Genomic DNA, 23,555 nt, shown 5'->3' with positions numbered 1-23,555 from the left:
CAAATTCGGCTCCGAAATCAAATGCGCGCGCCGAACAAATTTCTGAATGCGAGGAGTCCGGCGTCGGTGATTTCGACGGAGCGGCCCTGCGGCCGGCGCCGGATCCAGTCCCGTTGCAATGCAAGGTCGGCAACCGCAGCCCCCGCCCGCCCGGCCAGATGCGGACGCCGCTCGCTCCAGTCGAGACAGGGCCGGCACAAGATCCGCCGGCTCCGCGCCGGCGAACGCAGGTCGATGCCGAGATCGCCGAGAAAAGCACGGCCGCAAGCAGTCAGCTCGCCGGCCTCATGGTCGAGATTGAGATGGCCACGATCCCGCATCGCGTCGGTGACGGCGACGCCGAGCTCGCCGGCAAGGTGGTCGTAGCAGGTCCGAGCCCGGCGCATCTCGGGATCGATGCGCGGCGGCGGCTGGGACGGGTGCGGATCGATCGCGGCAACCGTCATCATGCCCTCGAGCATCTGCGCAACCAGCGGCGTAGCCAGCCGGTAGAAGCGGCGCGGACCACGCCGCTCGACCTTGAGCAGCGCCCGCTCGACCATGCGCGAAAGGTGCCAGCTCGCGGTCTGGGGCGTCACGCCCGCGACCAGCGCCAGTTCGCTCGCAGTCTGCGGGCGTCCGTCCATCAGCCGCGACAGGATGCTGGCACGGCCGGGATCGGCGATCAGCCCGGCGAGTTCGGCAAGCTCCGGTGCGATGGTCTGCATGGCCGGCTCCGCATCGATCGAAATATGCCCCTTGCGCTTGTCGCACGTCATGCCGCTGCAACGCTTCGATCATGATCGAAATGTTCACGACATCGACAATTCGACCATCACCGAACTGGGACGCCGAACGATCGACTATCTCTCGCGTTGCGGTTCGGCCGGCAGGACGCTTGGCGCGAATCATCTGGAGGCGAACATGAAACGTTCGGAAGTTTCGACCACGACGATGATCCTCACCCGACGATCGGCCATCGGCTCGTTCGCGATCATGGCGATCGCCGGCGTCTCGCCCTGGGCCGGATCGCAAGCTCGATCGGAGCACAGCAACGGAGGAATGCCAATGAAGCACTATGCGATGAGCACGAGAACCATCAGCGACGCGATCAACACGTCAGGCCTTCTGGTTGTGGCGCAATGGGAAGCCAAGGAGGGACAGGCCGACAAGGTGGCGGAAATCCTCGACGGCTTCCTGCCCGAGGCGCAGAAGGACCCCGGCACCAAGCTGTTCCTGATCGGCCGCGGCAAGGATAATCCGGCGCAATTCCTGTTCTACGAATTGTTCCAGGACGAAGCCGCGTTCAAGGCACACCAGGACAGCGCGGCTTTCAAAACCTACATCGCGGAGCAGGCGCTGCCGCTGCTCGCCAAGCGCGAGCGGTCGCAATACGCGCTGCTGTGAAGAAAAGCGCGGCGGGGAGGATGCTAGAGCGTTTTCGAACGAAGTGGACCCGGTTCGCGTGAAGAAAACGCGTCAAAACAAGAAGCGAGAGCTTCGGTTCTGATTCAATCAGAACCGAAGCTCGTCCTTCCCGCCGGCGCGGGTCAGATCGACGCGCCGCTGTTGCCGAGCGTTGCGCGCAAGCCGGCCCGCTCGGGCGGCCTGCGCCAGAAGCCGACGATCGAGATCCGCGACAGCACCGCCGCCTCGAGGCTCTCGACCTGGGTTCGGAGCCGAAGCGCGCGTTTCTCGACGAGATGCCAGGACACGACGGCGACGCCGAAGGCGAGCGGCAGGCTGATCAGGAGGTTCAGATACCAGTGCTGGACCGGCGGGCCGAAGGTGGCGACGCATTGCTGGATGACGAAGCCGTAGAGATAAAGCCCGTAGGAGTAATCGCCTGACGAGACGATCCAGCTCCGCCGCGGATTCATCAGGCCGAGATAGCAGGCGACATAGGCGGCCGGCACGGGAGCCAGCGCGTCACCGCGCCCGGTCGCCATGCCGGCGGCGCACAGCACCAGCGCCAGCAGGCACAGCGTGCGGTTGAACGGCACCTTGTCGCGCCAGAGGTAGAAGCCGACGCCGGCAAGGAAGCAGAACACCAGAAGGTGCGGGCGAAGCTGGATCGGCACCTCGTCCCAGCGCCAGATGTCGTAGGCGATGAGTCCGATCTGGACGATTACCATGAACGCCAGGAACGCCGGCCGGTTGAAGCAGATCGTGAGCACGGCGAGCAGCGCCAGGATGACGTAGCACCACAGCTCGTACGGCACGGTCCAGAGCTGGGCGTTCACCAGATCGGGCAGCGGATTGTGCAGGAACACGCCCGGCAGCTCGTAATGGATGTCGCCGACGATATTGAGAAAATAGGCGTGGAATTTCGGATCGGCGACATATTGCGCCAACGGCAGCTCGGTGAAGACCGAGCCGATGATGATTGCCGATAGCGTGGTTTCGACCGCGAGCGCCGGTCCGATCCGCAGCACGCGCAGGCCGAGGAAGGAAATCAGGCTCTTGCACCGGAGCAGGCTTGCGGTCACCAGGAAGCCGCTCAGAGCAAAGAACAGCGCAAGGATCATCGCGACGCCGATGCGCAGCGTGCTCTGGATTTCCAGCGCGCGGCCGAGCCCGAGCGTCACGTTCGTGCTGTGCAGGCCAATGATCGACGCCGCCAGCGCGATCCGCATGTAGTCGAAACCCGCGGGCCGATTGCGCGAAAGCGCCAGCTGATCGGCCAGGCTGGGCATCGATGTGCTCCCGAAGACGTGCATCTGCGGAAAATACCGAGCAACAGTCTAAGGCCGTGTAAATGGGTCCGCGCTGTAATTGCAGCGACGCACGGGCGCCGGCCACCGCGCAAGGATCGGTTAAGGTTATCGGCCGGCTAGGGCGGTCTGTCGAATTGTATCGACCGGCCCTCGCGCGTTGGTGGCTCTGGGCGCACGCTCACGCATGTTGGCCTCGGGGCCAATAGCTGACGTGGCTCCTGATGCCCTGGAAGCAGACTTGTTATCGTCATTCGGCAACCATTGATTTGATCGCGGCTCCGCCGGGAGAAACCACCACGATGCACATCAAACTGACAGCCATCGCGCTGCTCGCGATCATCGCGCCGGGACAGGCGGGTGCTGCCATGCTCACGGACGCCGAGGCGACGTTCCTCGACCAGCTCGCTACCGCAGCCGCGGTGCTCGAACAACGATGCACCGGCTATGAGGCCAATGGTGCCGGCGGCGTTCAGACGGGCGCCAGACTTCTCGGCAGCCCCGACGCCGCGATGGCCCTGATCAATGCGTTCGACGCGGCCATCAAGGCTCACGACGGCAATGACTACGATCCGCGCAAATTCCGCCCCGAGGTGTCCGAAGCGGCCGGCAAGACTTTCAAGCGAGTCCGGGCGGCGTTGATCACAGACCCGGAAGGGGCCTGCGCCGCCTATGGCGATAGCGGCGCGGCGTCGGGGCTACTCAGACGGTACTAAAGCGCGATGAGATTGGGTTGAATCGTCATCGCGCTTTAGCTCTTTGTTTGACCATGATCTCCGCGCAAACGCGTTCCGCGGTTGTCGCGAGGGAAAACCGCTTCGCACTTTTCCGGATCATGCTCTAGTGTGCTGAAGGCGAAGTTCGTGCGATTTCGCGGCAGCCACTTTCACGAACTTCGCATTCACAAAGCACACTAGAATCAGAAGTTTGCTAGTGTCCTTATCGAATCCGAAGTTCGCTCCGAAGGTGCGGCAAATGATACGAACTTCGGATTCGGGACACTAGAACCGCGGGATATCCGGGAAGGCCAGCTTGCCGGCGTGGACATGGACACGGCCGAGCTCGGCGCAGCGGTGCAGGGTCGGAAACACCTTGCCGGGGTTGAGCAGACCCTCGGCATCGAAGGCGCATTTCAGCCGCTGCTGCTGGTTGAGGTCGATCTCGGTGAACATGTCCGGCATCAGGTCGCGCTTCTCGATGCCGACGCCGTGCTCGCCGGTGAGCACGCCGCCGAGCTCGACGCAGCAGCGCAGGATGTCGGCGCCGAACGCCTCCGCCTTTTCGATCTCGCCCGGCTTGTTGGCATCGTAGAGGATCAAGGGGTGCAGATTGCCGTCGCCGGCGTGGAACACGTTGGCGACGCCGAGGCCGTATTTCTCCGAGAGGTCGCGGATCCGCGCCAGGGCCTTCGGCAAGGCGCCGCGCGGGATGGTGCCGTCCATGCAGAGGTAGTCCGGCGAGATGCGCCCGACCGCGGGGAACGCCGCCTTGCGGCCGGCCCAGAACAGATTGCGCTCGGCCTCCGAGGTCGAGATCTGGCAGGAGGTCGAGCCGCAGCCTTGCGCGATCGCCTCGACCCGCTCGATCAGCTCGTCGACCTCGACCTGAGGGCCGTCGAGCTCGATGATCAACAGCGCCTCGACGTCCAGCGGATAACCGGCGTGAACGAACGCCTCCGCGGCGTGGATCGCGGGCTTGTCCATCATCTCCATGCCGCCCGGGATGATGCCGGCGCCGATGATCCGCGCGACGCATTCGCCGGCCGCCTCGACCTCGGCGAAGCCGACCATCAGCGCACGCGCCGTCTCCGGCTTCTGCAGGATGCGCACGGTGATCTCGGTGATGACGCCGAGCAACCCTTCCGAGCCGGTGATGATTCCCATCAAATCATAGCCGGCATTCTCGGCCGACTTGCCGCCGATGCGCAGGATCTCGCCACTCATCAGCACGATCTCGCAGCCGAGCACGTTGTTGGTGGTCATGCCGTATTTCAGGCAGTGCACGCCGCCGGAATTTTCCGCGACATTGCCGCCGATCGAGCAGGCGATCTGCGACGACGGATCGGGCGCGTAATAAAAGCCGGCATGCGCGACCGCCTGGCTGATCGCGAGGTTGGTGACGCCGGGCTCGGTGACCACGACGCGGTTGTCGAAGTCGATCTCGCGAATCCGCTTGAACTTGCCGAGCCCGAGCAGCACGCCGTCGGCAAGCGGCAGCGCGCCGCCGGACAGCGAGGTGCCGGAGCCGCGCGGCACCACCTTGATGCCCTGGCCCTGGCAATATTTGAGCACCTTCGACACCTGCTCGGTGGTATCGGGCAGCACCACGACCATCGGCGGCTGCCGATAGGCGGTCAGGCCGTCGGATTCATAGGCCAGCATCTCGGCGGCGCTGTCGATCACGCCCTCGCCCGGGACGATTGCGCGCAAGGCGGCCACGATTTCGGCGCGGCGAGCGAGGACGGCCTGGTCGGCCGCCGGCATCATGATGGACATCGTTGTTCCCTCGGCTGGGCTTTTGCCCTTCGCCGATTTGTTACGACAAATCAATCACGTCTGCACCTGTTTCAGTGCACCGGCCGAAGGTCGGATTGCCCCACCCCGCAATGGCGAGTTCTCTCTCGGACAAGCGGGCGGCCGCGAAACCTGTCAAAGTTTCGTGGCTTGTCCTGTCCAAGCCGGACATGCCACAAACGATCACTACCTCCCGGGACGAAACGAAGAGAACCCCATGAACCTAAAGACCTTGAGCGTGCTGGCGGTCGTCACGTCGCTGGCTTCCGCATCCTCCGCGCTGGCGCAGGATGCCGCCGCCGGCAAGACCTCGTTCAATAAATGCCTCGCCTGCCACGCAATCGGCGAAGGCGCCAAGAACAAGGTCGGCCCCGAGCTCAACGGCCTCGACGGCCGCCATTCCGGCTCCGCGCCCGACTACAATTATTCCGATGCCAACAAGAATTCCGGCATCACCTGGAACAAGGAAACCTTCCTCGAATACATCAAGGACCCGAAGGCCAAGATTCCCGGCACCAAGATGGCATTCGCCGGCATCAAGAACGAGAACGAGGCCAACAACCTCTGGGCCTACGTCTCCTCGTTCGACAAGGACGGCAAGCAGAAGTAATCGGCGGTATCGGTCGCGCCGTCCGCCCGGCGCCTATGCCGGGGCGGACGTTAGAACGGGGATGGCCTTTCTTCGAAACGCCATCCCCTTTCAGCGCGGCAACAGATTGGTCTTGGCGAGATCGACCACCTCGTCGCCGCGGCCGCTCATCACCGCGCGCAGCACCCACAGGCTGAATCCCTTCACCTGCTCCAGCGTAATGGTCGGCGGCATCGACAGCTCCTGCGTCGCGGTCACGACGTCGAGCACCGCCGGGCCGTCATGCGCGAGCACGTCGCGGATCGCGCCCTCGAGCTCGCCGGGATCCTCCACCCTGACGCCGTGAATGCCCATGGCGCGGGCCATCGCCGCAAAATCCGGATTCTTCAGATCGACCCCGGTCTCGATGAAGCCGGCGGCCTTCATCTCCAGCGCGACGAAGCCGAGCACGCTGTTGTTGAAGATCACGACCTTCACCGGCAGCTTGGCCTGGGTCAGCGTGATCAAATCGCCCATCAGCATGGCGAAGCCGCCATCGCCGGACATCGACACCACCTGCCGTCCGGGCTGCGCCGCCTGCGCGCCGATCGCATGCGCCATCGCATTGGCCATCGAGCCATGGACCCAGGAGCCCACCAGACGGCGGCGGCCGTTCATTTTCAGATAACGCGCGGCCCAGATCGTCGGCGTGCCGACGTCGGCGGTGAACACCGCATCCTCGCTCGCCTGCTCGCTGAGCAGGCGCGCCAGATATTGCGGATGGATCGGCTTCTGGCCCGGCTTGCCGCGGGCGAGATCGTCGAGCCCGGCGCGGGCGTCCTTGTAATGCGCGAGGCTGGCATCGAGATGCTTGCGGTCGGTCTTCACATGGAGCTTCGGCAGCAGCGCGGCGATGGTCTCGCCGACCTCGCCGACGATGCCGAGATCGAGCTTGCAGCGGCGGCCGAGATTTTCGGGGCGGATATCGACCTGCGCGATGTTGATGCCGGTCGGGAAGAACTGCTTGTAGGGAAAATCGGTGCCCAGCATCAGCAGCACGTCGCAGCCGTGCATGGCGGCATAGCCGGAGGAAAAGCCGATGAAGCCGGTCATGCCGACGTCGTAGGGGTTGTCGTATTCGACATATTCCTTGCCGCCGAGCGCGTGCACGATCGGGCTCTTCAGCGTCTCGGCAAGCTTGATCAAGCCGTCATGCGCGCCGGCGCAGCCGCGGCCGCAGAACAGCGTGACACGTCGCGCGCCGTTGAGCAGTGCCGCCAGCGCGTTCAACTCGGTGTCGGCCGGACGCACCACCGGCGCCGGCGGCAGCAAGCCGGCATTCGGCGCGATGTCGCGCTTCGGCGCCGTCCGCATCGCGACGTCGCCCGGCAGCACCAATACGGCGACGCCGCGCTTGCCGACCGCGGCGCGGATCGCGTTCTCCAGCATGTAGGGCAGTTGCGCCGGATCCGACACCAGTTCGCAATAATGGCTGCATTCGCGAAACAGGTCCTGCGGATGCGTCTCCTGGAAATATCCGCCGCCGATCTCGGCCGACGGGATCTGCGCCGCGATCGCCAGCACCGGCGTGCGGCTGCGATGCGCGTCGAACAGGCCGTTGATGAGATGCAGATTGCCCGGACCGCAAGAGCCCGCGCACACCGCGAGCGCGCCCGTGATCTGGGATTCGGCGGCGGCGGCGAACGCGGCCACCTCCTCGTGACGCACATGCAGCCAATCGATCGTGCCGCGCTTGCGCAACGCCTCGGTCAGGCCGTTGAGGCTGTCGCCGACGACACCGTAGATGCGTTTGACGCCGGCCTGGGCAAGGGTTTCAGCGATGAGGTCGGCAATGTTGTCGATCCGCATGAGAGGTGTCCTTTGCTGCAATCCGAAACCGCGTGGGCTGCATGATGTTCGGCGCCACGCGGCGGCGCAAGCCTTGCCGGATCACATTCGCGCGGCGCAAAGGCGCGGCAGCTATTGCGCCGTCACCGCGTCCCGCACCATCAGGCCGGCCATCGTCTCGATCTCGGACGCCACGAGATCGGGCACGACGTACTGCACCATGTGGCCTGTGTCCGGCAGCACGGTCAGCTTCGCGTTCGGCGCCGATGCGGCGAGCGGCCGCGAGTGGATGCCGGTCGAGACCGTCTTGTCGACGTCGCCCGAAATGATTGACAGCGGCGCCCTGATCTCGGCATAGCGCGGGGCCTATTCGACAACGGCCGCCTTCAGCGTGACGAGGTCGCGCGCATTGGCGATGAACTCGCGCGGACGCAGCAGGAGCAACGACTGGCTGTCGCGGACGAAATCAGCCGGCACCGGCTGCGGCGCGAACACGCCGCGCGTAGCCGAATTGGCGACGAGGAAACCGAGCGGCAGCGTGATCGTGTGCGCAAGCAATGGTCCGATCAAAGGTGTCGAGATCGCATCATTGTAGCGTCCGGCGCCGCCGCGCCACGGATAGGCGACAGGGGCGAGCAGCACGAGGCCGGCGACGCGGTCCGGATGATCCAGCGCAATGCGCAAGGCGAGTGCGCCGGCCCAGGAATGCGCCACCACGATCGCCCGCTCGACGCCGAGCCTGGTCAGCGCCTCCACGATCATCCGGGCCTGGATCGCGGGCGTCGAATCCGCGACGCGCGCGCGGGTGCTCCAGCCGTGACCCGGCCGATCGATCAGGATCACCCGGCGCGCTTTGGCAACGCGATCGCCGAGCGGCTGCATCGCGCGGAGATTGGAGCTTGCACCATGCAGCATCACGACCGGCGGCCCGACCGCATCGCGCGGGCCGAGTTCGACCACATGCAGCCGCGCCCCGGCCACATCGATCATTCGCCCCTGCGGCGGGAAGGCCCGCTGGATCAGCAGGGCGCCGAGCTGTGTCACCAGCGCCAGGGCCAGCCCTGCGGCCGCCAGCGCAATGATTGCGGTCAACATCGAGGGGATCCGAAAGGTCTTAGGCACCTGATTGGGCACCTGACAATTACGACGAAGCCGAAATCAGGTTTCGCGCGGATGTGCCCCCTGCCAGGGCATGCTCTTGTTCGGAAAGCCAATTGTCGATTATCCGGCTCGCGCCCCGGCGCGGAGTTGTCCACAATGCGCCCAGCCTGTGGATAGCGGGTTCATACCTGCGTCATTAGTCATTTCATAGATTGGCGGTGGCAATTTCGCCATCAGACGCGAGGCTTCATCGAAACCGGGACGCCATTGGAACGCTTCCTGGTTTGTACACGGTATCCACAGGAACCGGCGTCCGCATGACGAGTTCAACGGGAAGTAATCGGAGGAGTACCATGATTTCCGACCCTAGCGATGCGGCCATCGATCAGATCGTGGCGAGCTGCAATGGCGACCTGCGCGGCGCCCTGAAGGCACTGTTGCTGGTGAATGAGCACCTGGAGGCGGAGCTTCAGCAATTCTATGCTGCCGTAGCCCAGGACACCGCGTCCCGCGGCAAGTTCTTGCACTAGCCTCCTGCGCCGGACCGGACCGCGAGCAAGCATCAAGCTCGCGAGCAACGTGTCCATTCGCGGCCATCGCCCCACGATCGCGATCAATCGCACGCAATCAGATATCGCGGCCTTCGACCTTTTCGGTCAGCTGCTTGACGATCTGCGGCACCTTCTCGAGGTAGGGATCGACAGCCAGCGCCTTGCGGAAGGCGTCGAGCGCACGCTTGTCGTCGCCCATGTCCTGCATGATCATGCCGACGCCCGCCAGCGCGCCGAAATGGCGGGGTTCGCGGGTCAGCACCTGCTGCAGGTCTCCAAGCGAACGAACGTAATCGTTCTTCAAGTAGTAGATCGTCGCACGCCGGTTCCAGGCCTCGACATAGTCGGGCCGGAGCTTGATCACCGCGTCCAGCAGCTTCAGCGCGACATCGACATTCTGGGCGTCGATTGCCGCCTTGGCACGCACCATCAACAGCGCCGCGGTATCGCTCGGGGTTTGCAGCCACAGCGCCCAGATCCGCGCCTCGACATGGCGGGCACTGTCCTCGTCGGGCGCGGCCTTCAGCGCGCCGAACAGGAAATCCAGCCCGCGGGCCCGGTCGGCCGGCACCTTCGGCAGCTTGGTTGGAGCTTCAGGTAGTTTTTTCTGGGCCCTGGGCGGCGGGACCACCCGCGGATCGTCCTGCGCGACGGCCGCAACGGGCATGGCCAGAAGCGCGGCAATCAGGATCGCCAGCCGGCGGTTGGTGGGCCCCAGGAACTTCAATCCGAGCTTTAATCCCATCGCCGAAGTCTAGACGCACAACGCCGCGCTGCAAAGCAGCGCGGCGTCAAAGACCTGTGAAGGAAGGATCGGAATCGGCCGGCGATCCGGGCGGGATCAGCCTTGTCGATCAGATTTGGCGTATCAACCCTGGCGCGCCTTGAAGCGGCGCTGGACCTTGTTGATCACATAGACGCGGCCCTTGCGGCGAACCAGACGGTTGTTGCGATGGCGGCCGCGCAGCGACTTGAGCGAGTTACGGACCTTCATGGGACAATCCTGTTACTTCGAAAGGCCCGTGTTGGAGGCCGTACCTGATCAATGCCAATAATTGGCAAAATGGGATTTATCCCGACAAGCGGCCTGCCGCCCGGGACGGCCGGGTTCTAAGCCATCGGACCGTTAAATGTCAACCGAGATGGGCCGATTTTCGGGCCTGTCCCGGCCGGGAACCCGCGCCAGGCACCGCGCCACGCCATTGAGATCGCTTCGGAAACGGCGACGGCCACAATTATCCGGACCACGACGGACCCGCCGTCGCCTTTTGACGATGGCGCCACAGCCGCCGAATCGAGTTTTCGTCCTCCTCGCGCCCGCCCCCCGGCCGAACCGGACCTCGCGCCGGGCCGAGCTCGGCCCGCGGTCATATTCCTTCAACCACCACGGCGCTTGCGAAAATCATTATAACATATAATTATTTTCCATCACCAATGAACACGCCGCCGGGGAAACCGAATGCCCAAACTCAAACTGCCCGACATCGAAAAGGTCACCGCGATCGACATCCACACCCATGCCGAGGAGCCGTGCGGCATGCATGGCGACGACGGCTATGACGACTTCCAGGCGCAGATGGCCGACTACTTCAAGTCGCCGCACAAACATCCGCCGACCGTGCCGGAGACCGCGGCCTACTACCGCGCCAAGAACATCGCCGCGGTGATCTTCCCGGTCGACGCCGAGCGCGAGACCGGCTTCCGCCGCTACAACAATTACGAAATGCTCGAGGTCGCCTCCGACCATCTCGACGTGCTGATCCCGTTCGTCTCGATCGACCCGCACAAGGGCAAGCTCGGCGTCCGCGAGGCCCGCAAGCTGATCGAGGAATACGGCGTCCGCGGCTTCAAATTCCACCCGACCATGCAGGGCTTCTACGCCAACGACCGCATGGCCTATCCGCTCTATGAAGCCATCAATGACGGCGGCGCGATTGCGCTGTTCCACACCGGCCAGACCGGCGTCGGCTCCGGCATGCCGGGCGGCATGGGGATGCGGCTGAAATATTCCAACCCGATGTACATGGACGACGTCGCGGCCGATTTCCCCGACCTCAAGATCATCCTCGCGCATCCCTCCTTCCCCTGGCAGGAAGAGGCGCTGTCGGTCGCGACCCACAAGCCGAACGTCTATATCGACCTGTCCGGCTGGTCGCCGAAATACTTCCCGCCGGTCCTGGTCCGCTACATCAACTCGATCCTGCAGGACAAGATGCTGTTCGGCTCCGACTGGCCGGTGATCACGCCGGACCGCTGGCTCGCCGACTTCGCCAAGCTCGACATCCGCGAGGAGATCCGGCCGAAGGTCCTGAAGGCCAACGCGCGGAAGATTTTGGGAATCTAAGGGAGTATTGTCGGCGGCAAGCTTCGGAGGTGGTTCATGACGAACTTCACCGGACTTGCCACCCTCTTCGCACTCCTGATCGGAAGCGCAGGGCTCTGCTGCGCGGAACGCGGCGGGCAGCCGCCCGCGTTCGTCGAATTCGAGAGCCCGCTTGTAAGTGCGCAGCCGCTGCAAGGCTATCTGCGAACACCCGATGGACCGGGCCCCTCGCCCGCCGTGGTGCTGCTGCACGGCTGCGGCGGCTTCTTCAAGCAACTCGACGAGCGCTGGGGCAAGCGGCTGGCGGCCTGGGGCTATGTCACGCTCACGGTCGACCGGTTCGGGCCGCGCGGCATCAGCAGCGCCTGCACGGGCGGAGCGCCGGCCGCAACCGTCCATGACGCCTATCGTGCGCTGAGCTATCTCGCGCGGCAATCGGCGGTCGATCCCGGTCGCGTCGCGGTGGTGGGGTTCTCGCAAGGCGCCTGGCTCGCCCTGCTCTCGGTCGAGCGTGGCGCGATCGAACATAACGCGGCAGAGAAATTCCGCGCAGCCGTTGCATTCTACCCGCCCTGCCTCAGCATCAAGGGCGACATGACGGTGCCGACGCTGATCATGGTCGGCGAGCTCGACGACTGGACGCCGGCCAAGGAGTGCCGGACCTTGGCCGAAGGCCGCGACGACTACGGCATCTCCCGGCAGAATCATGCGGGACATCCGATCGAGCTGATTGTCTATCCCGGCGCCTATCACGGTTTCGACGTGCCGCATTACAGCACGCCGGTGCAGCTGCTCGGTCATCACCTCGAATTCAACGAGGTGGCCAGGGATCAATCCATCGACGCACTCAGGAAATTCCTGTATGCGACAATCGGCGGGCAAGAGAGATCACAATGACCATCAAGGCAATCGTCTTCGACGCCTACGGCACGCTCTACGACGTCCAGTCGGTGGCCGACGTCACCGAGGATGCGTTTCCCGGCTATGGCGACATCATCACGCAGATCTGGCGCATCAAGCAGCTCGAATACTCCTGGCTGCGTTCGCTGATGCGGCGCTACCAGGATTTCGCCGTCGTAACCCGCGACTCCCTCGCCTACACGCTGCGCTGCCTCGGCCTGCAATATGACGCCGCGACCTTCGCCCGCATCATCGACAAATATCAGCATCTGGCGCTGTATCCGGATGCGCTCGCCGCGCTCGAGGCGATGAAGGACAAGAAGCTCGCGATCCTGTCCAACGGCAGCCCTGACATGCTGAATGCGCTGGTGCGCAATTCAGGCCTCGACCGCGTGCTCGATGCCACCATCAGCGTCGACGCCCACAAGGTGTTCAAGCCGGCGCCCGAGGCCTACACGCTGATCGAGGAGGTGCTGAAAGTACCGCCGGCGGAGGTGCTGTTCATCTCCTCCAATCCGTGGGACGCCTGCGGTGCCAAGTCGTTCGGCCTCAACGTCGCATGGATCGAGCGGGTGACGCCGCAAGCGATGGCGCTGGCCTGCGTCGAAAGCGAGACGGTCGCCCCATTGACGATGTTCAAGGCTCTGCGTACCCAGATGGACGAGCTCGGCGTCGCACCCGATCACCGGATCCACGGTCTCTCCGAACTTCCCGCACTGGTGTCTGCAAGGTCCTGAACAACATGAGCCTCGAGTCTGTCCGCGCCTTCTTCGCCGAGAAGGCGCCCGAAATTTCCGTGATCGAATCTACCACGAGCTCCGCGACGGTCGTGCTGGCGGCGGAGGCCTATGGCGTCGAGCCGGCGCGGATCGCCAAGACGCTGAGCCTGCGGGTCGGCGACCGCGTGGTGCTGATCGTCGCCGCCGGGACGTCGCGGATGGACAACAAGAAGGTGAAGGCGGCGTTCGGCGGCAAGCCGAAGATGCTCGGCCTCGACGAGGTCGCCGACATCACAGGCCACGAGGTCGGTGGCGTCTGCCCGTTCGGGCTGAAGACGCCGCTGCCAGTTTATTGCGACGTATCGCTGAAGGCATTCGATGTCGTGGTGCCGGCGGCAGGCTCGACCCACAGCGCGGTCCGCATCACGCCCGACAGGATGGCGGAGCTGACTGCGGCCGAATGGGTCGACGTCTGCGAAGTCAGACCTGGGGACTAGTCCTCATCGTCGAACGGCGGCCGCGATGGCGCCGGCTGCATCGGCTGTGGTGCGCGCGGCCGCTGCTGCATCTGCGGCTGCTGCGGCGCACGGCCCTGCGCTTGCGGCTGTTGGGCCCGCCCCTGGGTCTGCGACTGTTGCGCGTTTGATTCGAACACGGCGCGACAACTGTTGGAAAGTTGCGGCGTGTTCTGCCGCAGGCAAGCCACGATGCGCTGCACGTCGGGCACCTGGTCGCTGCAGAGCCGCCACACGTCCGGTGTGCACGCCATCTGCTGTTCCCAGGTTCCCCGATACTCCTCGGCGACGGCGGCCGTTGCCGTGACAGCTCCGCCGATCGCTATGGCAAGGCTCAGGACGATCCGCTGCGATCGCATGTCGGGCTCCCGTTGTTCCAGATACTGGCCCGCGCGCGCATGTTCCCGCGCCGCGATTTGCTCCAAAGCTGCCCAATGAATGCGGCCAAGGATCGTTCGCGCGGACAACTAAAAGTGAAGAGAGTTTGTCCCGGGAGTTCCCTATTCGACCTTGCCGATCTTCTTCACCGCCGCGATCAACCGCGCGCTGTCGTCTGCAACAAATTTTGAGAACGTCGGCGCGTCCATATAGGCGACCGGACTGCCCGCAGTCTCGAAAGTCTTGATCACCTCCGGCGCCTTCACGGCATCAGCCATCGCCGCGCGCAGCCGCTCCATGATCGGCGCCGGCAGCGCTGACTGCGCGAACAGTCCCGCCCAGATGTAGAACTCGACGTCCTTGTAGCCGAGTTCCTTGAAGGTCGGCAGATCGGGGAAGCTCGCGATCCGCTCGGCGCCCCAATTGGCGAGCACGCGCATCTTGCCGTCCTCGACCTGCTGCTTGAGCGTGCCCGGCGCCGACGCCAATGCCTGCACGGTGCCGGAAAGCAGTGCGGTGAGCGCCGGGCCTGCGCCGCGGAACGGCACATGCAGCAGCTTGATTCCTGCGCTCGCCGCGAACATCTCCATCGCGACATGCAGCGTGCCGTACGGACCGGACGAGCCGTAGGGAATCTGTCCCGGGCGTTTCTTCGCATCGTCGACGAATTCCTGCAGCGTCTTCCACGGCGCCGAGGCCGGCACCGCCAGCAGCGTCGGGTCGGCAAGCACACGCGCGATCGGCGCGAACTGCGACACCTCGTAGGCAACCGGACGATCGAACAGCCGGTCGGCCTCCGGCAGCACCGCGAGCGAGGACAGCGTCATCAACAGCGTATAGCCATCGGGCTCGGCGCGCGCGGCCTGCGCATTGCCGATCGATCCGCCCGCTCCGCCGGCGCGATTGTCGACGATCACGGGCTTGCCGAGGATACGCTCCAGCGCGAGCGCCACCGGTCGCGCCGCAAGGTCGGCCTGGCCGCCGGCCGGAAACGGCACGATCATCGTGATATTGCGGTTGGGATAGGCGGCTTGCGCAAACGCGGAGTTGGCGAGCGCAGCCTGCGCAAGCGGCAATGCGGCAGCGGCGCGCAGGAGTTCGCGGCGGTTCATCGAGAGTTTCTCCCCAATCATCTTTTTTGGCGATCGCAACCGATCGCGATGCCGCAGTCAGAGCCGCGGCTTGGTCGCATCGTGCAGGACCGGAGCGCTGATCTCAAGCGTCCCGCGCGTCGCACCTGACGCCGACTGACCGATGGGGAAGATCGAGCCTGGTCGGCCGAGTGCATGTTGAGATTCGATCGAATAACGACGGCGCTGTGCTCCCTCTCCCCGTTCTTACGGGGAGAGGGTCGGGGTGAGGGGCTGCCTCAGCGTAAACGGCGACAGTTGGACTTGTGGAGGCTCCCCCTCACCCCGGAACGCATCTAACGATGCGTCATAGCCGAAGCTCCGCTTCGGCGTTCTTGAGAACGGCCGCCAAAGGCGGCCTATACCTCTCCCCGCACGCGGGGCGAGGTAAAGCTGAATCCGCTGCGCGATGTGATGCAAGTCATCTTGCTCTAGCGCTTGCGCGCCGCCCTGCGGGTCTTTCCGACCGACCGCTTGCTGGCCGCGCCGCGCTTGGTCGCGGTCTTCTTGCTGGCGGCCGCGCGTCGGACCGGAGCAGCCGCGGCCGGCCGCTTGCGCGCCACCGCCTTCTTCGGCGCCTTCCTGGCCGTTTCCCTCGCAGCTTTCTTGGCGGCCTTCTTCGCTGCTTGCGGACGCGCGCGTCGCGCGGTTGTCGCGCCGCGGCGCCGCGTGCTGCTGCCTCCGATCGGAACGAGGTGGTCGTCGGCGTCCAGTGTGAGTTGCTGGAGCGGAAACGCCGGCAGGAAGCTCGGGTCGTTGTAGAGCTTGCTCAAACTGTCCTGATCGAACTTGCCGCCCTGCCCGCGGTCCTCGCCCGCGCCGGCGCGCCAGGCCGCTTCCCAGACCCGGGCCAGGGTCTTGGCACCATCCTGCATGCAGGCTGCGGTGGCGTCCTTCAGCTTCGACCACAGCGCCTCGACCTGGCCGCTGCCCATGTGGGAGTTGAACAGGTTGACGATGGTCATCGGCGGCAGTCGCTTCACGGTCCGCTGCATCAGCGCGACCACGGCGACCGCAGCGTCGCGCCCGGTCGGCGTGCCGCCCGGAGCAATCTCCGCGACGTCGCTGGTCCGGGCGTCAGGAATCATCTTGATGAGATCCTTGCCGTGGCGGCCGATCATCGTGGTCTCGTACACGCTGTGCACCTTGGCATGCGCCTTGTCGCTCGGATCGAGGCCATGGTGGAATTGCGAGATGTGCAGCGGCTGGCAGGCATCGCCGATGTAATGCGCGACGATGCCCGCGGCGCAGACGAATTCCAGCTTCCTGTTGGCGGCGGCGTACTCGACCATCTCGTCGAAAATCTGCCAGACCCGGAACGGCAGCGCGCCGCGCCGGTCCTCGCCGATCCCTTCGTAATAGTCGTTCCAGACCTTCGGATCGACGTTGCGCGTCGACTCCGCGCAAAGATCGAGCAGCGTCTTGCCGTCCCTGCCCGGCTTGTCCATGTCGGCGAAGTGGTTGCTTTCGTCGGTGTGCCGGGTGAAGCGCCAGACCAGGTCGGCGACATCGGCCAGCGGCGAGAATGTGCCTCGCTGATGCGGCTTGAGGTCGACGAGCAGCTTGTCGTCGAGGCCGATATTGTCGGAATTGGCGTCCATCATGGTGGCGAGCTTGGGTAACTTCGCATCGATCAGACCGGTCGCGTAGGCGCCGATCTTGACGTGGCCCCATTCGCCCCAATACTCGGTATGGCCCGCGTTCCAGTCGCCGATCAGTTCGACATCGAGCTCACGGCACAGCGTCGACATGCAGATCCCGAGCGCGACCTGCATCGGGACCTTGCCGCTCGATCCGAACAATTCCTGGCCGCCCCATTCGAGCGCCAGGGGACTGAGGATCCGCGCGCCGCTGGCGTTCTTCTTGGCGTCCGGATCGTCGACAAACCAGACCGTGCCGGAGTCGCCCGGATAATTGTTGAGCGGCGTGTCGCCGTCGCGCGGGCCGATCACGAAATCGCTGACATATTCCACGCCGCCGACGGTCTTGTAGCGATAGAACAGGCCGAGGATCTTGCCCTTCATCAATCCGCTGGTCGCACCGAACGCGATCAGCGGCTGGTTGATGATGTCGAGACGGAAGGTGCCGACATTGAGGTCGACGACGTCGCCGACCTGGCCGACGCCGTAAACCTGTGCGGTCCAGCCCTTAACGTCATCGATGCGGACCAGGCCGGCATCGAGATTGGCCACCACGCGCGAGCCGGGCCAGCCGGGATAGACCTCGCTGAAGGCGCGCTTGCCGAGTTGCAGCGCATCGCTGATGCCGAGGCGGCGGTCGGTGTTCTTGAAGCCGGCGAAGATCTCGCGGCCGGCGGCGCCGACCACGTGACGGTTGGAGAGCGCAAACACCGTCTCGCCATTGGTGACGAGACAGCCGATCGAGCCGCGGTGGATCTTGCCCTGTATCATGGTCTGCACCGGAAAGCCGCCGCCGACCAGATCGCTCTTGAACACCGGCGGATCGACGGTGCCGGGACTGCCCTCGTTCGGATCGACCTTGACGACGCAGGTGGGCACGACGCGACCATCCGGCAGATAGAGGAACGGAGGCACCAGCTGGTCCTGCTTCTCGGGATGGTTCTTCAGCTCGGAGCGCTTCATCCAGTCGCGGACGAAGACGAGGATGCAGGGCCACGACCAGTCCTTGACCGACGAATTGAACAGCGTGCGCGGTCCGAGTGCCTGCGGCTTGGAGTGCGCCTTTCTTTCCGTCGCGTTGCGGTCGTTGTCCCGGATCAGATAGCGGCCGATCGCCGTGGCGTAGACCGATTGCAGATGTGCCAGATGCACGTGATAGGCCTCGCGGGCATCGAGCAGATCCTTCACCGACAATGACGTGAAGTCATGCTTGGTCAGATCAATCATCTGGTTCCTCCGAAAATGCGCTTTGCGGCAACACCGGTGCAGGACGCAGAAATAGACGATCGCGGCAGCCCTCGATCGTGGGTTAGTTCACATAAGCAATACAATTTAAAAGGGATGACACGAATGTGACGGGGCGGGCCGGATGTCCCTCCACCGCTCCGCGTGCGGATTTCTATTTCCGCTGCGCACGCCCTTTGGCGAAATGCTTCGCCAGGAAATCCGCCAGCACCTCGACGCGCGCGGGCCGCGGGCCGCCGGGCGGGGTGACGAGATGCACGGCGCCCTCGGGCTGCTTCCAGCCTTTCAGGATCACCTCGACCTCGCCCCGCGCGATCGCGTCGCCGACGATGAAGTCGGGCAGATCGGCGATGCCGAGACCGGCGAGCAGCGCGGGCATCACAGCCTCGCCATTATTGACCCGGAGCTGGCCGGCGGGACGCACGCTCGCCTGCTCGCCCGACGCGTTGGTGTAGTGCCAGACGCCCTGAGTCGAGAGATAGGCGTAGCCGAAGCATTTGTGCTCGGCGAGATGCATCGGATGGGTCGGCCGGCCGTGGCGCTTCAGATAGGACGGCGCGGCCACCGTGTAGCGCGGCATGCCGCACAGCCGCCGCGCGATCAGTGAGGAATCCGGCAACCGCGCGATGCGCAGGCCAGCATCAAAGCCCTCGCCGATCAGGTCGACCGTGGCATCGCTCAAGTGCAGGTCGATCGAAACCTCCGGATAGGCCTCCATGAATTCCGGCAGCAGCGGCGCCACCGTCTTGATGCCGAAGCTCATCGGCACCGCGAGCCGCACCAGGCCGCGCGGCGTGGTCGATTGCGCCAGCGCCTCATTCTCAGCCGCCTCGCCGTCGGCGAGCAGCCGCGCGGCGCGCTCCGACAATTTCTGGCCGGCATCAGTCAGCGCCAGCCGCCGCGAGGTGCGGTTGAACAGCCGGGCGCCGAGCCGCTCCTCCAGCCGGCTGACCGCCTTGGACACCGTCGCCTTGGACAGCGAGAGCTCGGTCGCGGCCGCCGCAAACGACCGTAATTCCACGACTTTTGCGAAGATCGCGAGCGCCTCGAAGTCCGGCAGTTTCGACATGGGCCGCTGTCCTGATTGCTCAATACTGGAAACAATGAGTTTCAATAGTTTCTATTTATATACCACAGCCGGAGGCATATCCAAGTGCCATCAAATTCAACCGATGGAGAAATCCAATGACAAAGAAGCTCTCAGGCAAGGTTGCCCTCGTCACCGGCGGCTCGCGCGGCATCGGCGCGGCCAGCGCCCGTGCACTCGCCGCGGAAGGTGCGAGCGTCGCGATCAGCTACGTCGCCTCTCCCGAGAAGGCCGAGGCCGTGGTCGCCGAATTGAAGGGCAAGGGCGTCAACGCCCGCGCCTACAAGGCTGACCAGGCCTCGTCATCCGATGTCGATCAGCTGGTGAAGACCGTCGCCAAGGATTTTGGCCGGCTCGACATCCTGGTCAACAATGCCGGTGTCGCATCGGGCGGCGCGGTCGACGACCCCAAGGCCGACACCGCGACGCTCGCCCGCCAGGAGGCGATCAACATCAACGGCGTGATCACCGCGATCCGCGCCGCCTCCAAGCTGATGGGCGAAGGCGGCCGCATCGTCACCGTCGGCTCCATGCTGGCGGACCGCGCCTCATTCCCGGGCCTTGCCGACTACGTCGCTACCAAGGCGGCCGTCGTCGGCTACACCAAGGGCGCGGCGCGCGACCTCGGACCGCGCGGCATCACGGTGAACGTGGTGCAGCCCGGCTCGATCGACACCGACATGAACCCGAAGGACGGTGGCGAGTTTGCCGAGACGCAACGCTTGCAGCACGCGCTGCAACGCTTCGGCCGCCCGGAGGAAGTCGCAGCGGGCGTCGTGTTCCTGGCAAGCCCGGAAGCCTCGTTCGTGACCGGCACCGTGCTCAACGTCGACGGCGGCTTCGGCGCCTGATCGCAAAATTTTCTGGAGACGCCGGGCGCGGTGCGCCCGGCCTGCTCCTCAACATCGACATCAAGGGGAATGACCATGATCGAACTCAGACCATTCGCAAAGCTTGGCGGCGCCGACCACGGCTGGCTGAAGGCCAAGCACCACTTCTCGTTCGCGAGCTACTACGATCCCGATAATGTCAGCCACGGCGCGCTGCGCGTCTGGAACGACGATGAGATCGCGCCCAACTCCGGCTTCCCGGCACATCCGCACGCCAACATGGAGATCATCACCTATGTTCGCGAGGGCGCAATCACGCACCAGGACTCGCTCGGCAATAAGGGACGCACCGAAGCCGGCGACGTGCAGGTGATGAGCGCCGGCAGCGGCATCCGTCACTCCGAGTACAATCTGGAGCCGGCGAAGACCAAGATCTTCCAGATCTGGATCGAGCCGACGACGAAGGGCGGCCACCCGACCTGGGGCTCGAAGCCGTTCCCGAAGGCGGACCGTTCGGGCAAGCTCGTCACCATCGCCTCGGGTATCGACGGCGACAATGACGCGCTGCCGATCCGCGCCGATGCGCGGGTGCTCGCCACCACGCTGAAGGCCGGCGAGAGTGCGGAATACGCCGCCGACAAGGCCCGTCACCTCTATCTGGTGCCGGCGGCCGGCAGCATCGAGGTCAACGGCGTGCGCGTCAATGCCCGCGACGGCGCCGCGATCCGCGACGAGGCCAAGCTGAAGATCATCGCGCTCGAGGATGCTGAGCTCGTGCTCGTCGACGCGGCCTGATCACCACATCCACACTCGTCATGCCCGGGCTTGACCCGGGCATCCATCGGGCTTCGCAAAGGTTCTCCGTTTGATGGATTGCCGGGTCAAGCCCGGCAATGACGGGGTTCCTTAACCTCACCCTACTGCCAAACCACAAGGAGGCCATCATGGCCAAGGTTCTCGTTCTCTATTACTCCGCCTACGGTCACATCGAAGCGATGGCGAATGCCGTCGCGGAAGGCGCGCGCGAAGCCGGCGCCATCGTCGACGTCAAGCGCGTCCCCGAGCTGGTGCCGGCCGAAGTCGCCAAGGCCTCGTACTACAAGCTCGACCAGGCCGCGCCGATCGCCAAGATCGACGATCTCGCCGACTACGATGCGATCATCGTCGGCACCGGCACCCGGTTCGGCCGCATGGCCTCGCAGATGGCCAACTTCCTCGACCAGGCCGGCGGCCTCTGGGCCAAGGGCGCGCTGCACGGCAAGGTCGGCGGCGCCTTCACCTCGAGCGCGACCCAGCATGGCGGCCAGGAGACCACGCTGTTCTCGATCATCACCAACCTCCTGCATTTCGGCATGACGGTGGTCGGCCTGAACTATGGCTTTGCCGGACAGATGAAGCTCGACGAGGTCACCGGCGGCGCGCCCTACGGCGCAACCACGATCACCGGCGGCGACGGCAGCCGCCAGCCGAGCGAGAACGAACTCGCCGGCGCCCGCTATCAGGGCCGCGCGATCGCGGAAACCGCGAGAAAACTTCACGGCTGATGCGATGGGGGCGGCATTCTCGTTCACGATTGCCGCCCCTGCCTAAGTCGCGACGTCGTTCCCGGACAACGGCGCAAGAGCGATCGCTGCTGGAACGCCAACAGACGCCAAGAAAGGCCGATAATCGACGTAATAGGCGTCCATGCCCAGGATTGCCTGACAATTGGCCGCGAATTGAACCCTTGAGCGGCGACAAGCCGCGTGTCATCGTGCCCGTCAATATCCAGGCCGGAGCAACATGACGGTTCCCTGTCGCGTCCTAATGATCTATCCGAAGTTCGTTCAGGACTCCTTCTGGAACTATACGGAAGCTTGTGAACTCGTCGATGCGAAGTATCCGGCGGCGCCGCTCGGACTGATCACCGTCGCCGCCATGCTGCCGAAGCATTGGGATATTCGCCTCATCAACCGTAACACCGAGCCCTTGACGGACGCCGATCTCGACTCGGCCGATCTTGTCATGATCGGCGGCATGCTCAACCAGCAGCCTGATTTTCTCCACCTGATCGATCTCGCACACCGGCACGGCAAGCCGGTATGTGTCGGCGGACCTGACGTCTCCTCCAGCCCGCATCTTTACGCCGACGCGGACTTCCAGGTGATCGGTGAGGCAGAGCAAATCATTCAGCAATTTGTCGCCGCCTGGGAAAGTGGAGAGCGCAAGGGCGTGTTCATCGCCGAGAAATTCAAGATCGACGTCACGCTAAGCCCGATGCCCCGCTATGACCTGATCAAGTTCGAGCACTATCTCTTCATTGGCGTGCAATATTCGCGTGGCTGCCCGTTCACCTGCGAGTTCTGCGATATTATCGAGCTGTATGGTCGTGTGCCGCGCACCAAGACCCCCGATCAAATTCTCGCTGAGTTGCAAGCGCTCTACGATCACGGTTATCGCGGACATGTCGATTTCGTCGACGATAACTTCATCGGGAACAAGAAAAACCTCCGCATCCTGCTGCCGCAGCTCAAAGCCTGGCTGGAGGAGCGAGATTATCCGTTCGAGTTTTCGACGGAAGCCTCGATCAATATCGCTGACGACAGCGAGCTGTTGCAGGCGATGAAGGACGCGAACTTCTTCGGGATTTTCGTCGGCATTGAGAGCCCGGATCCGGAGACCCTCGTGCAGATGAAGAAGAAGCAGAACACCCGGCGCGACATCGCCGAATGCATTCACAAGATCTATGGCTACGGCATGTTCGTCACCGCGGGTTTCATCGTCGGGTTCGATACCGAGAAAGCCTCGATGGGGCACGCGATGATCGACTTCATCGAGGAGGCGAGCATTCCAGTCTGCATGGTTGGACTGCTCTATGCACTGCCGGGCACACAGCTGACGCGGCGGCTGGCGAAGGAAGGCCGCCTGCACGAAGGCCACGATCTCATGAAAGTCGAGCAGGCGGGCGACCAATGCACGCTCGGCTGCAATTTCGACACCATACGTCCGCTGCGTGACATCCTTGAGGACTACAAGGCCGTGATCGGGCACGTGTTCGACCCGACGGCCTATGCAGGACGGCTGTCGCGGCTCGCCGCCATGCTCGACCGGTCCGACCGGCGTCGCGACCTGCCGGATGGCGACATACGCAAGAGGCTTGGCGGCATCGAGGGCGTGCACACGATCATGCGTGCCCTGCCGGAGGTCCGCGAACCGTTCTGGAAGACCTTCGTCGAGGTCGCCAAGTCCAATCCGGGCGCGCTTCGCTACATCGTGATGCTGATGGCGCTGTATTTGCATTTCGGGCCATTCTCGAAACACGTGATCCGTGAGATTGACCGCCGGATTGCCGCCCTCGACGATATGCCGCCGGTGAGGGCCACGGAGCTTGGGCCGCGAACTAACCTACGTGCGGTTTGACGGCAAAGCGCGTTCGTGCGCTTCGCCGACCAGAGCACGTCGCGCGGAACGAGAGGATCGGTTCCCCCGAGGTCATCGCGACCAATTCGCAATAGCCGAAACACTGTACGTTGCG

Annotated in this window: 22 protein-coding genes and 1 pseudogene; 12 read left to right on the top strand and 11 right to left on the bottom strand. The window is 64.4% G+C overall.

All coding sequences use genetic code 11. From position 1 onward, the window contains the following. Window positions 1–17: 17 nt before the first annotated feature. Window positions 18–707 carry an ArsR/SmtB family transcription factor gene (locus tag ACVMIH_RS33750; RefSeq protein ID WP_456853204.1) on the bottom strand — a complete coding sequence of 230 codons (690 nt, stop codon included), beginning with the start codon at window positions 705–707 and terminating at the stop codon, window positions 18–20. 196 nt (window positions 708–903) lie between these two features. Here ACVMIH_RS33750 and ACVMIH_RS33745 point away from each other — a divergent pair, with 196 nt between their 5' ends. Continuing rightward, window positions 904–1,386 (top strand): putative quinol monooxygenase, encoded by a 483-nt coding sequence (locus ACVMIH_RS33745; RefSeq protein ID WP_225162242.1) that lies wholly within the window; start codon window positions 904–906, stop codon window positions 1,384–1,386. Window positions 1,387–1,529: 143 nt separating this feature from the next. Here ACVMIH_RS33745 and ACVMIH_RS33740 read toward each other — a convergent pair whose 3' ends face one another. Next, window positions 1,530–2,675, bottom strand: a complete 1,146-nt coding sequence (locus ACVMIH_RS33740) for an acyltransferase family protein (protein WP_456864756.1) — start codon at window positions 2,673–2,675, stop codon at window positions 1,530–1,532. A 320-nt stretch (window positions 2,676–2,995) separates the two neighbouring features. Here ACVMIH_RS33740 and ACVMIH_RS33735 point away from each other — a divergent pair, with 320 nt between their 5' ends. Next, complete coding sequence (locus ACVMIH_RS33735) at window positions 2,996–3,409, top strand: hypothetical protein (protein ID WP_456856687.1); 414 nt, start codon at window positions 2,996–2,998, stop codon at window positions 3,407–3,409. Window positions 3,410–3,694: 285 nt separating this feature from the next. Here ACVMIH_RS33735 and ACVMIH_RS33730 read toward each other — a convergent pair whose 3' ends face one another. Further along, on the bottom strand, window positions 3,695–5,188 hold the full coding sequence (locus tag ACVMIH_RS33730) for an FAD-linked oxidase C-terminal domain-containing protein (protein ID WP_057018105.1): 1,494 nt from the start codon (window positions 5,186–5,188) through the stop codon (window positions 3,695–3,697). A 235-nt stretch (window positions 5,189–5,423) separates the two neighbouring features. On the opposite strand from ACVMIH_RS33730, the gene cycA reads away from it, so the two are divergent. After that, window positions 5,424–5,816: a cytochrome c-550 CycA gene (gene cycA / locus ACVMIH_RS33725; RefSeq protein WP_456853208.1), complete on the top strand. Its 393-nt coding sequence runs from the start codon at window positions 5,424–5,426 to the stop codon at window positions 5,814–5,816. Window positions 5,817–5,906: 90 nt separating this feature from the next. On the opposite strand, the gene poxB is transcribed toward cycA, so the two are convergent. Together poxB and ACVMIH_RS33715 are read right to left on the bottom strand one after the other, a co-directional pair. Further along, window positions 5,907–7,643 (bottom strand): ubiquinone-dependent pyruvate dehydrogenase, encoded by a 1,737-nt coding sequence (poxB, locus tag ACVMIH_RS33720; RefSeq protein WP_057018106.1) that lies wholly within the window; start codon window positions 7,641–7,643, stop codon window positions 5,907–5,909. A gap of 111 nt (window positions 7,644–7,754) precedes the next feature. After that, window positions 7,755–8,717, bottom strand: a pseudogene (locus ACVMIH_RS33715) (alpha/beta fold hydrolase). A 359-nt stretch (window positions 8,718–9,076) separates the two neighbouring features. On the opposite strand from ACVMIH_RS33715, the gene ACVMIH_RS33710 reads away from it, so the two are divergent. Then, a complete protein-coding gene (locus ACVMIH_RS33710; protein WP_018269760.1) occupies window positions 9,077–9,253 on the top strand; it encodes a hypothetical protein in 177 nt (58 codons plus the stop codon). 97 nt (window positions 9,254–9,350) lie between these two features. Here ACVMIH_RS33710 and ACVMIH_RS33705 read toward each other — a convergent pair whose 3' ends face one another. After that, the gene (locus ACVMIH_RS33705; RefSeq protein WP_253588104.1) at window positions 9,351–10,019 is read right to left on the bottom strand and encodes a tetratricopeptide repeat protein; all 669 of its coding nucleotides are present in this window, start codon (window positions 10,017–10,019) and stop codon (window positions 9,351–9,353) included. Window positions 10,020–10,142: 123 nt separating this feature from the next. Then, on the bottom strand, window positions 10,143–10,268 hold the full coding sequence (gene ykgO / locus ACVMIH_RS33700; protein WP_002718645.1) for a type B 50S ribosomal protein L36: 126 nt from the start codon (window positions 10,266–10,268) through the stop codon (window positions 10,143–10,145). A 465-nt stretch (window positions 10,269–10,733) separates the two neighbouring features. Here ykgO and ACVMIH_RS33695 point away from each other — a divergent pair, with 465 nt between their 5' ends. Genes ACVMIH_RS33695 through ACVMIH_RS33680 form a run of 4 tightly spaced genes read left to right on the top strand, consistent with a single transcriptional unit; the run spans window position 10,734 to window position 13,713 of the window. Next, on the top strand, window positions 10,734–11,618 hold the full coding sequence (locus tag ACVMIH_RS33695) for an amidohydrolase family protein (RefSeq protein ID WP_229193054.1): 885 nt from the start codon (window positions 10,734–10,736) through the stop codon (window positions 11,616–11,618). Between the two features lie 36 nt (window positions 11,619–11,654). Beyond that, on the top strand, window positions 11,655–12,494 hold the full coding sequence (locus tag ACVMIH_RS33690; RefSeq protein WP_253588105.1) for a dienelactone hydrolase family protein: 840 nt from the start codon (window positions 11,655–11,657) through the stop codon (window positions 12,492–12,494). After that, window positions 12,491–13,234 (top strand): haloacid dehalogenase type II, encoded by a 744-nt coding sequence (locus tag ACVMIH_RS33685; protein ID WP_168856522.1) that lies wholly within the window; start codon window positions 12,491–12,493, stop codon window positions 13,232–13,234. The genes ACVMIH_RS33690 and ACVMIH_RS33685 overlap by 4 nt, the downstream gene beginning before the upstream one ends. Before the next feature lie 5 nt (window positions 13,235–13,239). Continuing rightward, complete coding sequence (locus ACVMIH_RS33680; RefSeq protein WP_050384246.1) at window positions 13,240–13,713, top strand: YbaK/EbsC family protein; 474 nt, start codon at window positions 13,240–13,242, stop codon at window positions 13,711–13,713. Here the strand turns inward: ACVMIH_RS33680 and ACVMIH_RS33675 are convergent. The 4 genes from ACVMIH_RS33675 to ACVMIH_RS33660 all read right to left on the bottom strand — a co-directional run bounded on the left by ACVMIH_RS33675 (window position 13,710) and on the right by ACVMIH_RS33660 (window position 19,193). Further along, window positions 13,710–14,090, bottom strand: a complete 381-nt coding sequence (locus ACVMIH_RS33675; protein ID WP_168856521.1) for a hypothetical protein — start codon at window positions 14,088–14,090, stop codon at window positions 13,710–13,712. The two genes, ACVMIH_RS33680 and ACVMIH_RS33675, sit on opposite strands and share 4 nt — an antisense overlap. 141 nt (window positions 14,091–14,231) lie before the next feature. After that, the gene (locus tag ACVMIH_RS33670; RefSeq protein ID WP_168856520.1) at window positions 14,232–15,221 is read right to left on the bottom strand and encodes a tripartite tricarboxylate transporter substrate binding protein; all 990 of its coding nucleotides are present in this window, start codon (window positions 15,219–15,221) and stop codon (window positions 14,232–14,234) included. Window positions 15,222–15,670: 449 nt separating this feature from the next. After that, the gene (locus ACVMIH_RS33665) at window positions 15,671–18,106 is read right to left on the bottom strand and encodes a Nal1-like putative serine protease (RefSeq protein ID WP_456864754.1); all 2,436 of its coding nucleotides are present in this window, start codon (window positions 18,104–18,106) and stop codon (window positions 15,671–15,673) included. 172 nt (window positions 18,107–18,278) lie between these two features. Further along, a complete protein-coding gene (locus ACVMIH_RS33660; RefSeq protein ID WP_016846155.1) occupies window positions 18,279–19,193 on the bottom strand; it encodes a LysR family transcriptional regulator in 915 nt (304 codons plus the stop codon). Between the two features lie 116 nt (window positions 19,194–19,309). On the opposite strand from ACVMIH_RS33660, the gene ACVMIH_RS33655 reads away from it, so the two are divergent. The 4 genes from ACVMIH_RS33655 to ACVMIH_RS33640 all read left to right on the top strand — a co-directional run bounded on the left by ACVMIH_RS33655 (window position 19,310) and on the right by ACVMIH_RS33640 (window position 23,440). Beyond that, the gene (locus ACVMIH_RS33655; protein WP_253588107.1) at window positions 19,310–20,062 is read left to right on the top strand and encodes an SDR family NAD(P)-dependent oxidoreductase; all 753 of its coding nucleotides are present in this window, start codon (window positions 19,310–19,312) and stop codon (window positions 20,060–20,062) included. Window positions 20,063–20,137: 75 nt separating this feature from the next. Further along, window positions 20,138–20,836, top strand: a complete 699-nt coding sequence (locus tag ACVMIH_RS33650; RefSeq protein WP_456864752.1) for a pirin family protein — start codon at window positions 20,138–20,140, stop codon at window positions 20,834–20,836. A 149-nt stretch (window positions 20,837–20,985) separates the two neighbouring features. Continuing rightward, a complete protein-coding gene (gene wrbA, locus ACVMIH_RS33645) occupies window positions 20,986–21,585 on the top strand; it encodes an NAD(P)H:quinone oxidoreductase (RefSeq protein ID WP_456853212.1) in 600 nt (199 codons plus the stop codon). A gap of 238 nt (window positions 21,586–21,823) precedes the next feature. Then, window positions 21,824–23,440, top strand: coding sequence for a B12-binding domain-containing radical SAM protein (locus ACVMIH_RS33640; protein WP_168856517.1), 1,617 nt, complete (start codon window positions 21,824–21,826; stop codon window positions 23,438–23,440). The last annotated feature ends 115 nt before the right edge of the window (window positions 23,441–23,555 follow it).

This window comes from Bradyrhizobium sp. USDA 4503, from assembly GCF_054055815.1.
The sequence above is the reverse complement of the archived record's forward strand: the minus strand, read 5'-3'. Positions and strand labels throughout refer to the sequence as shown.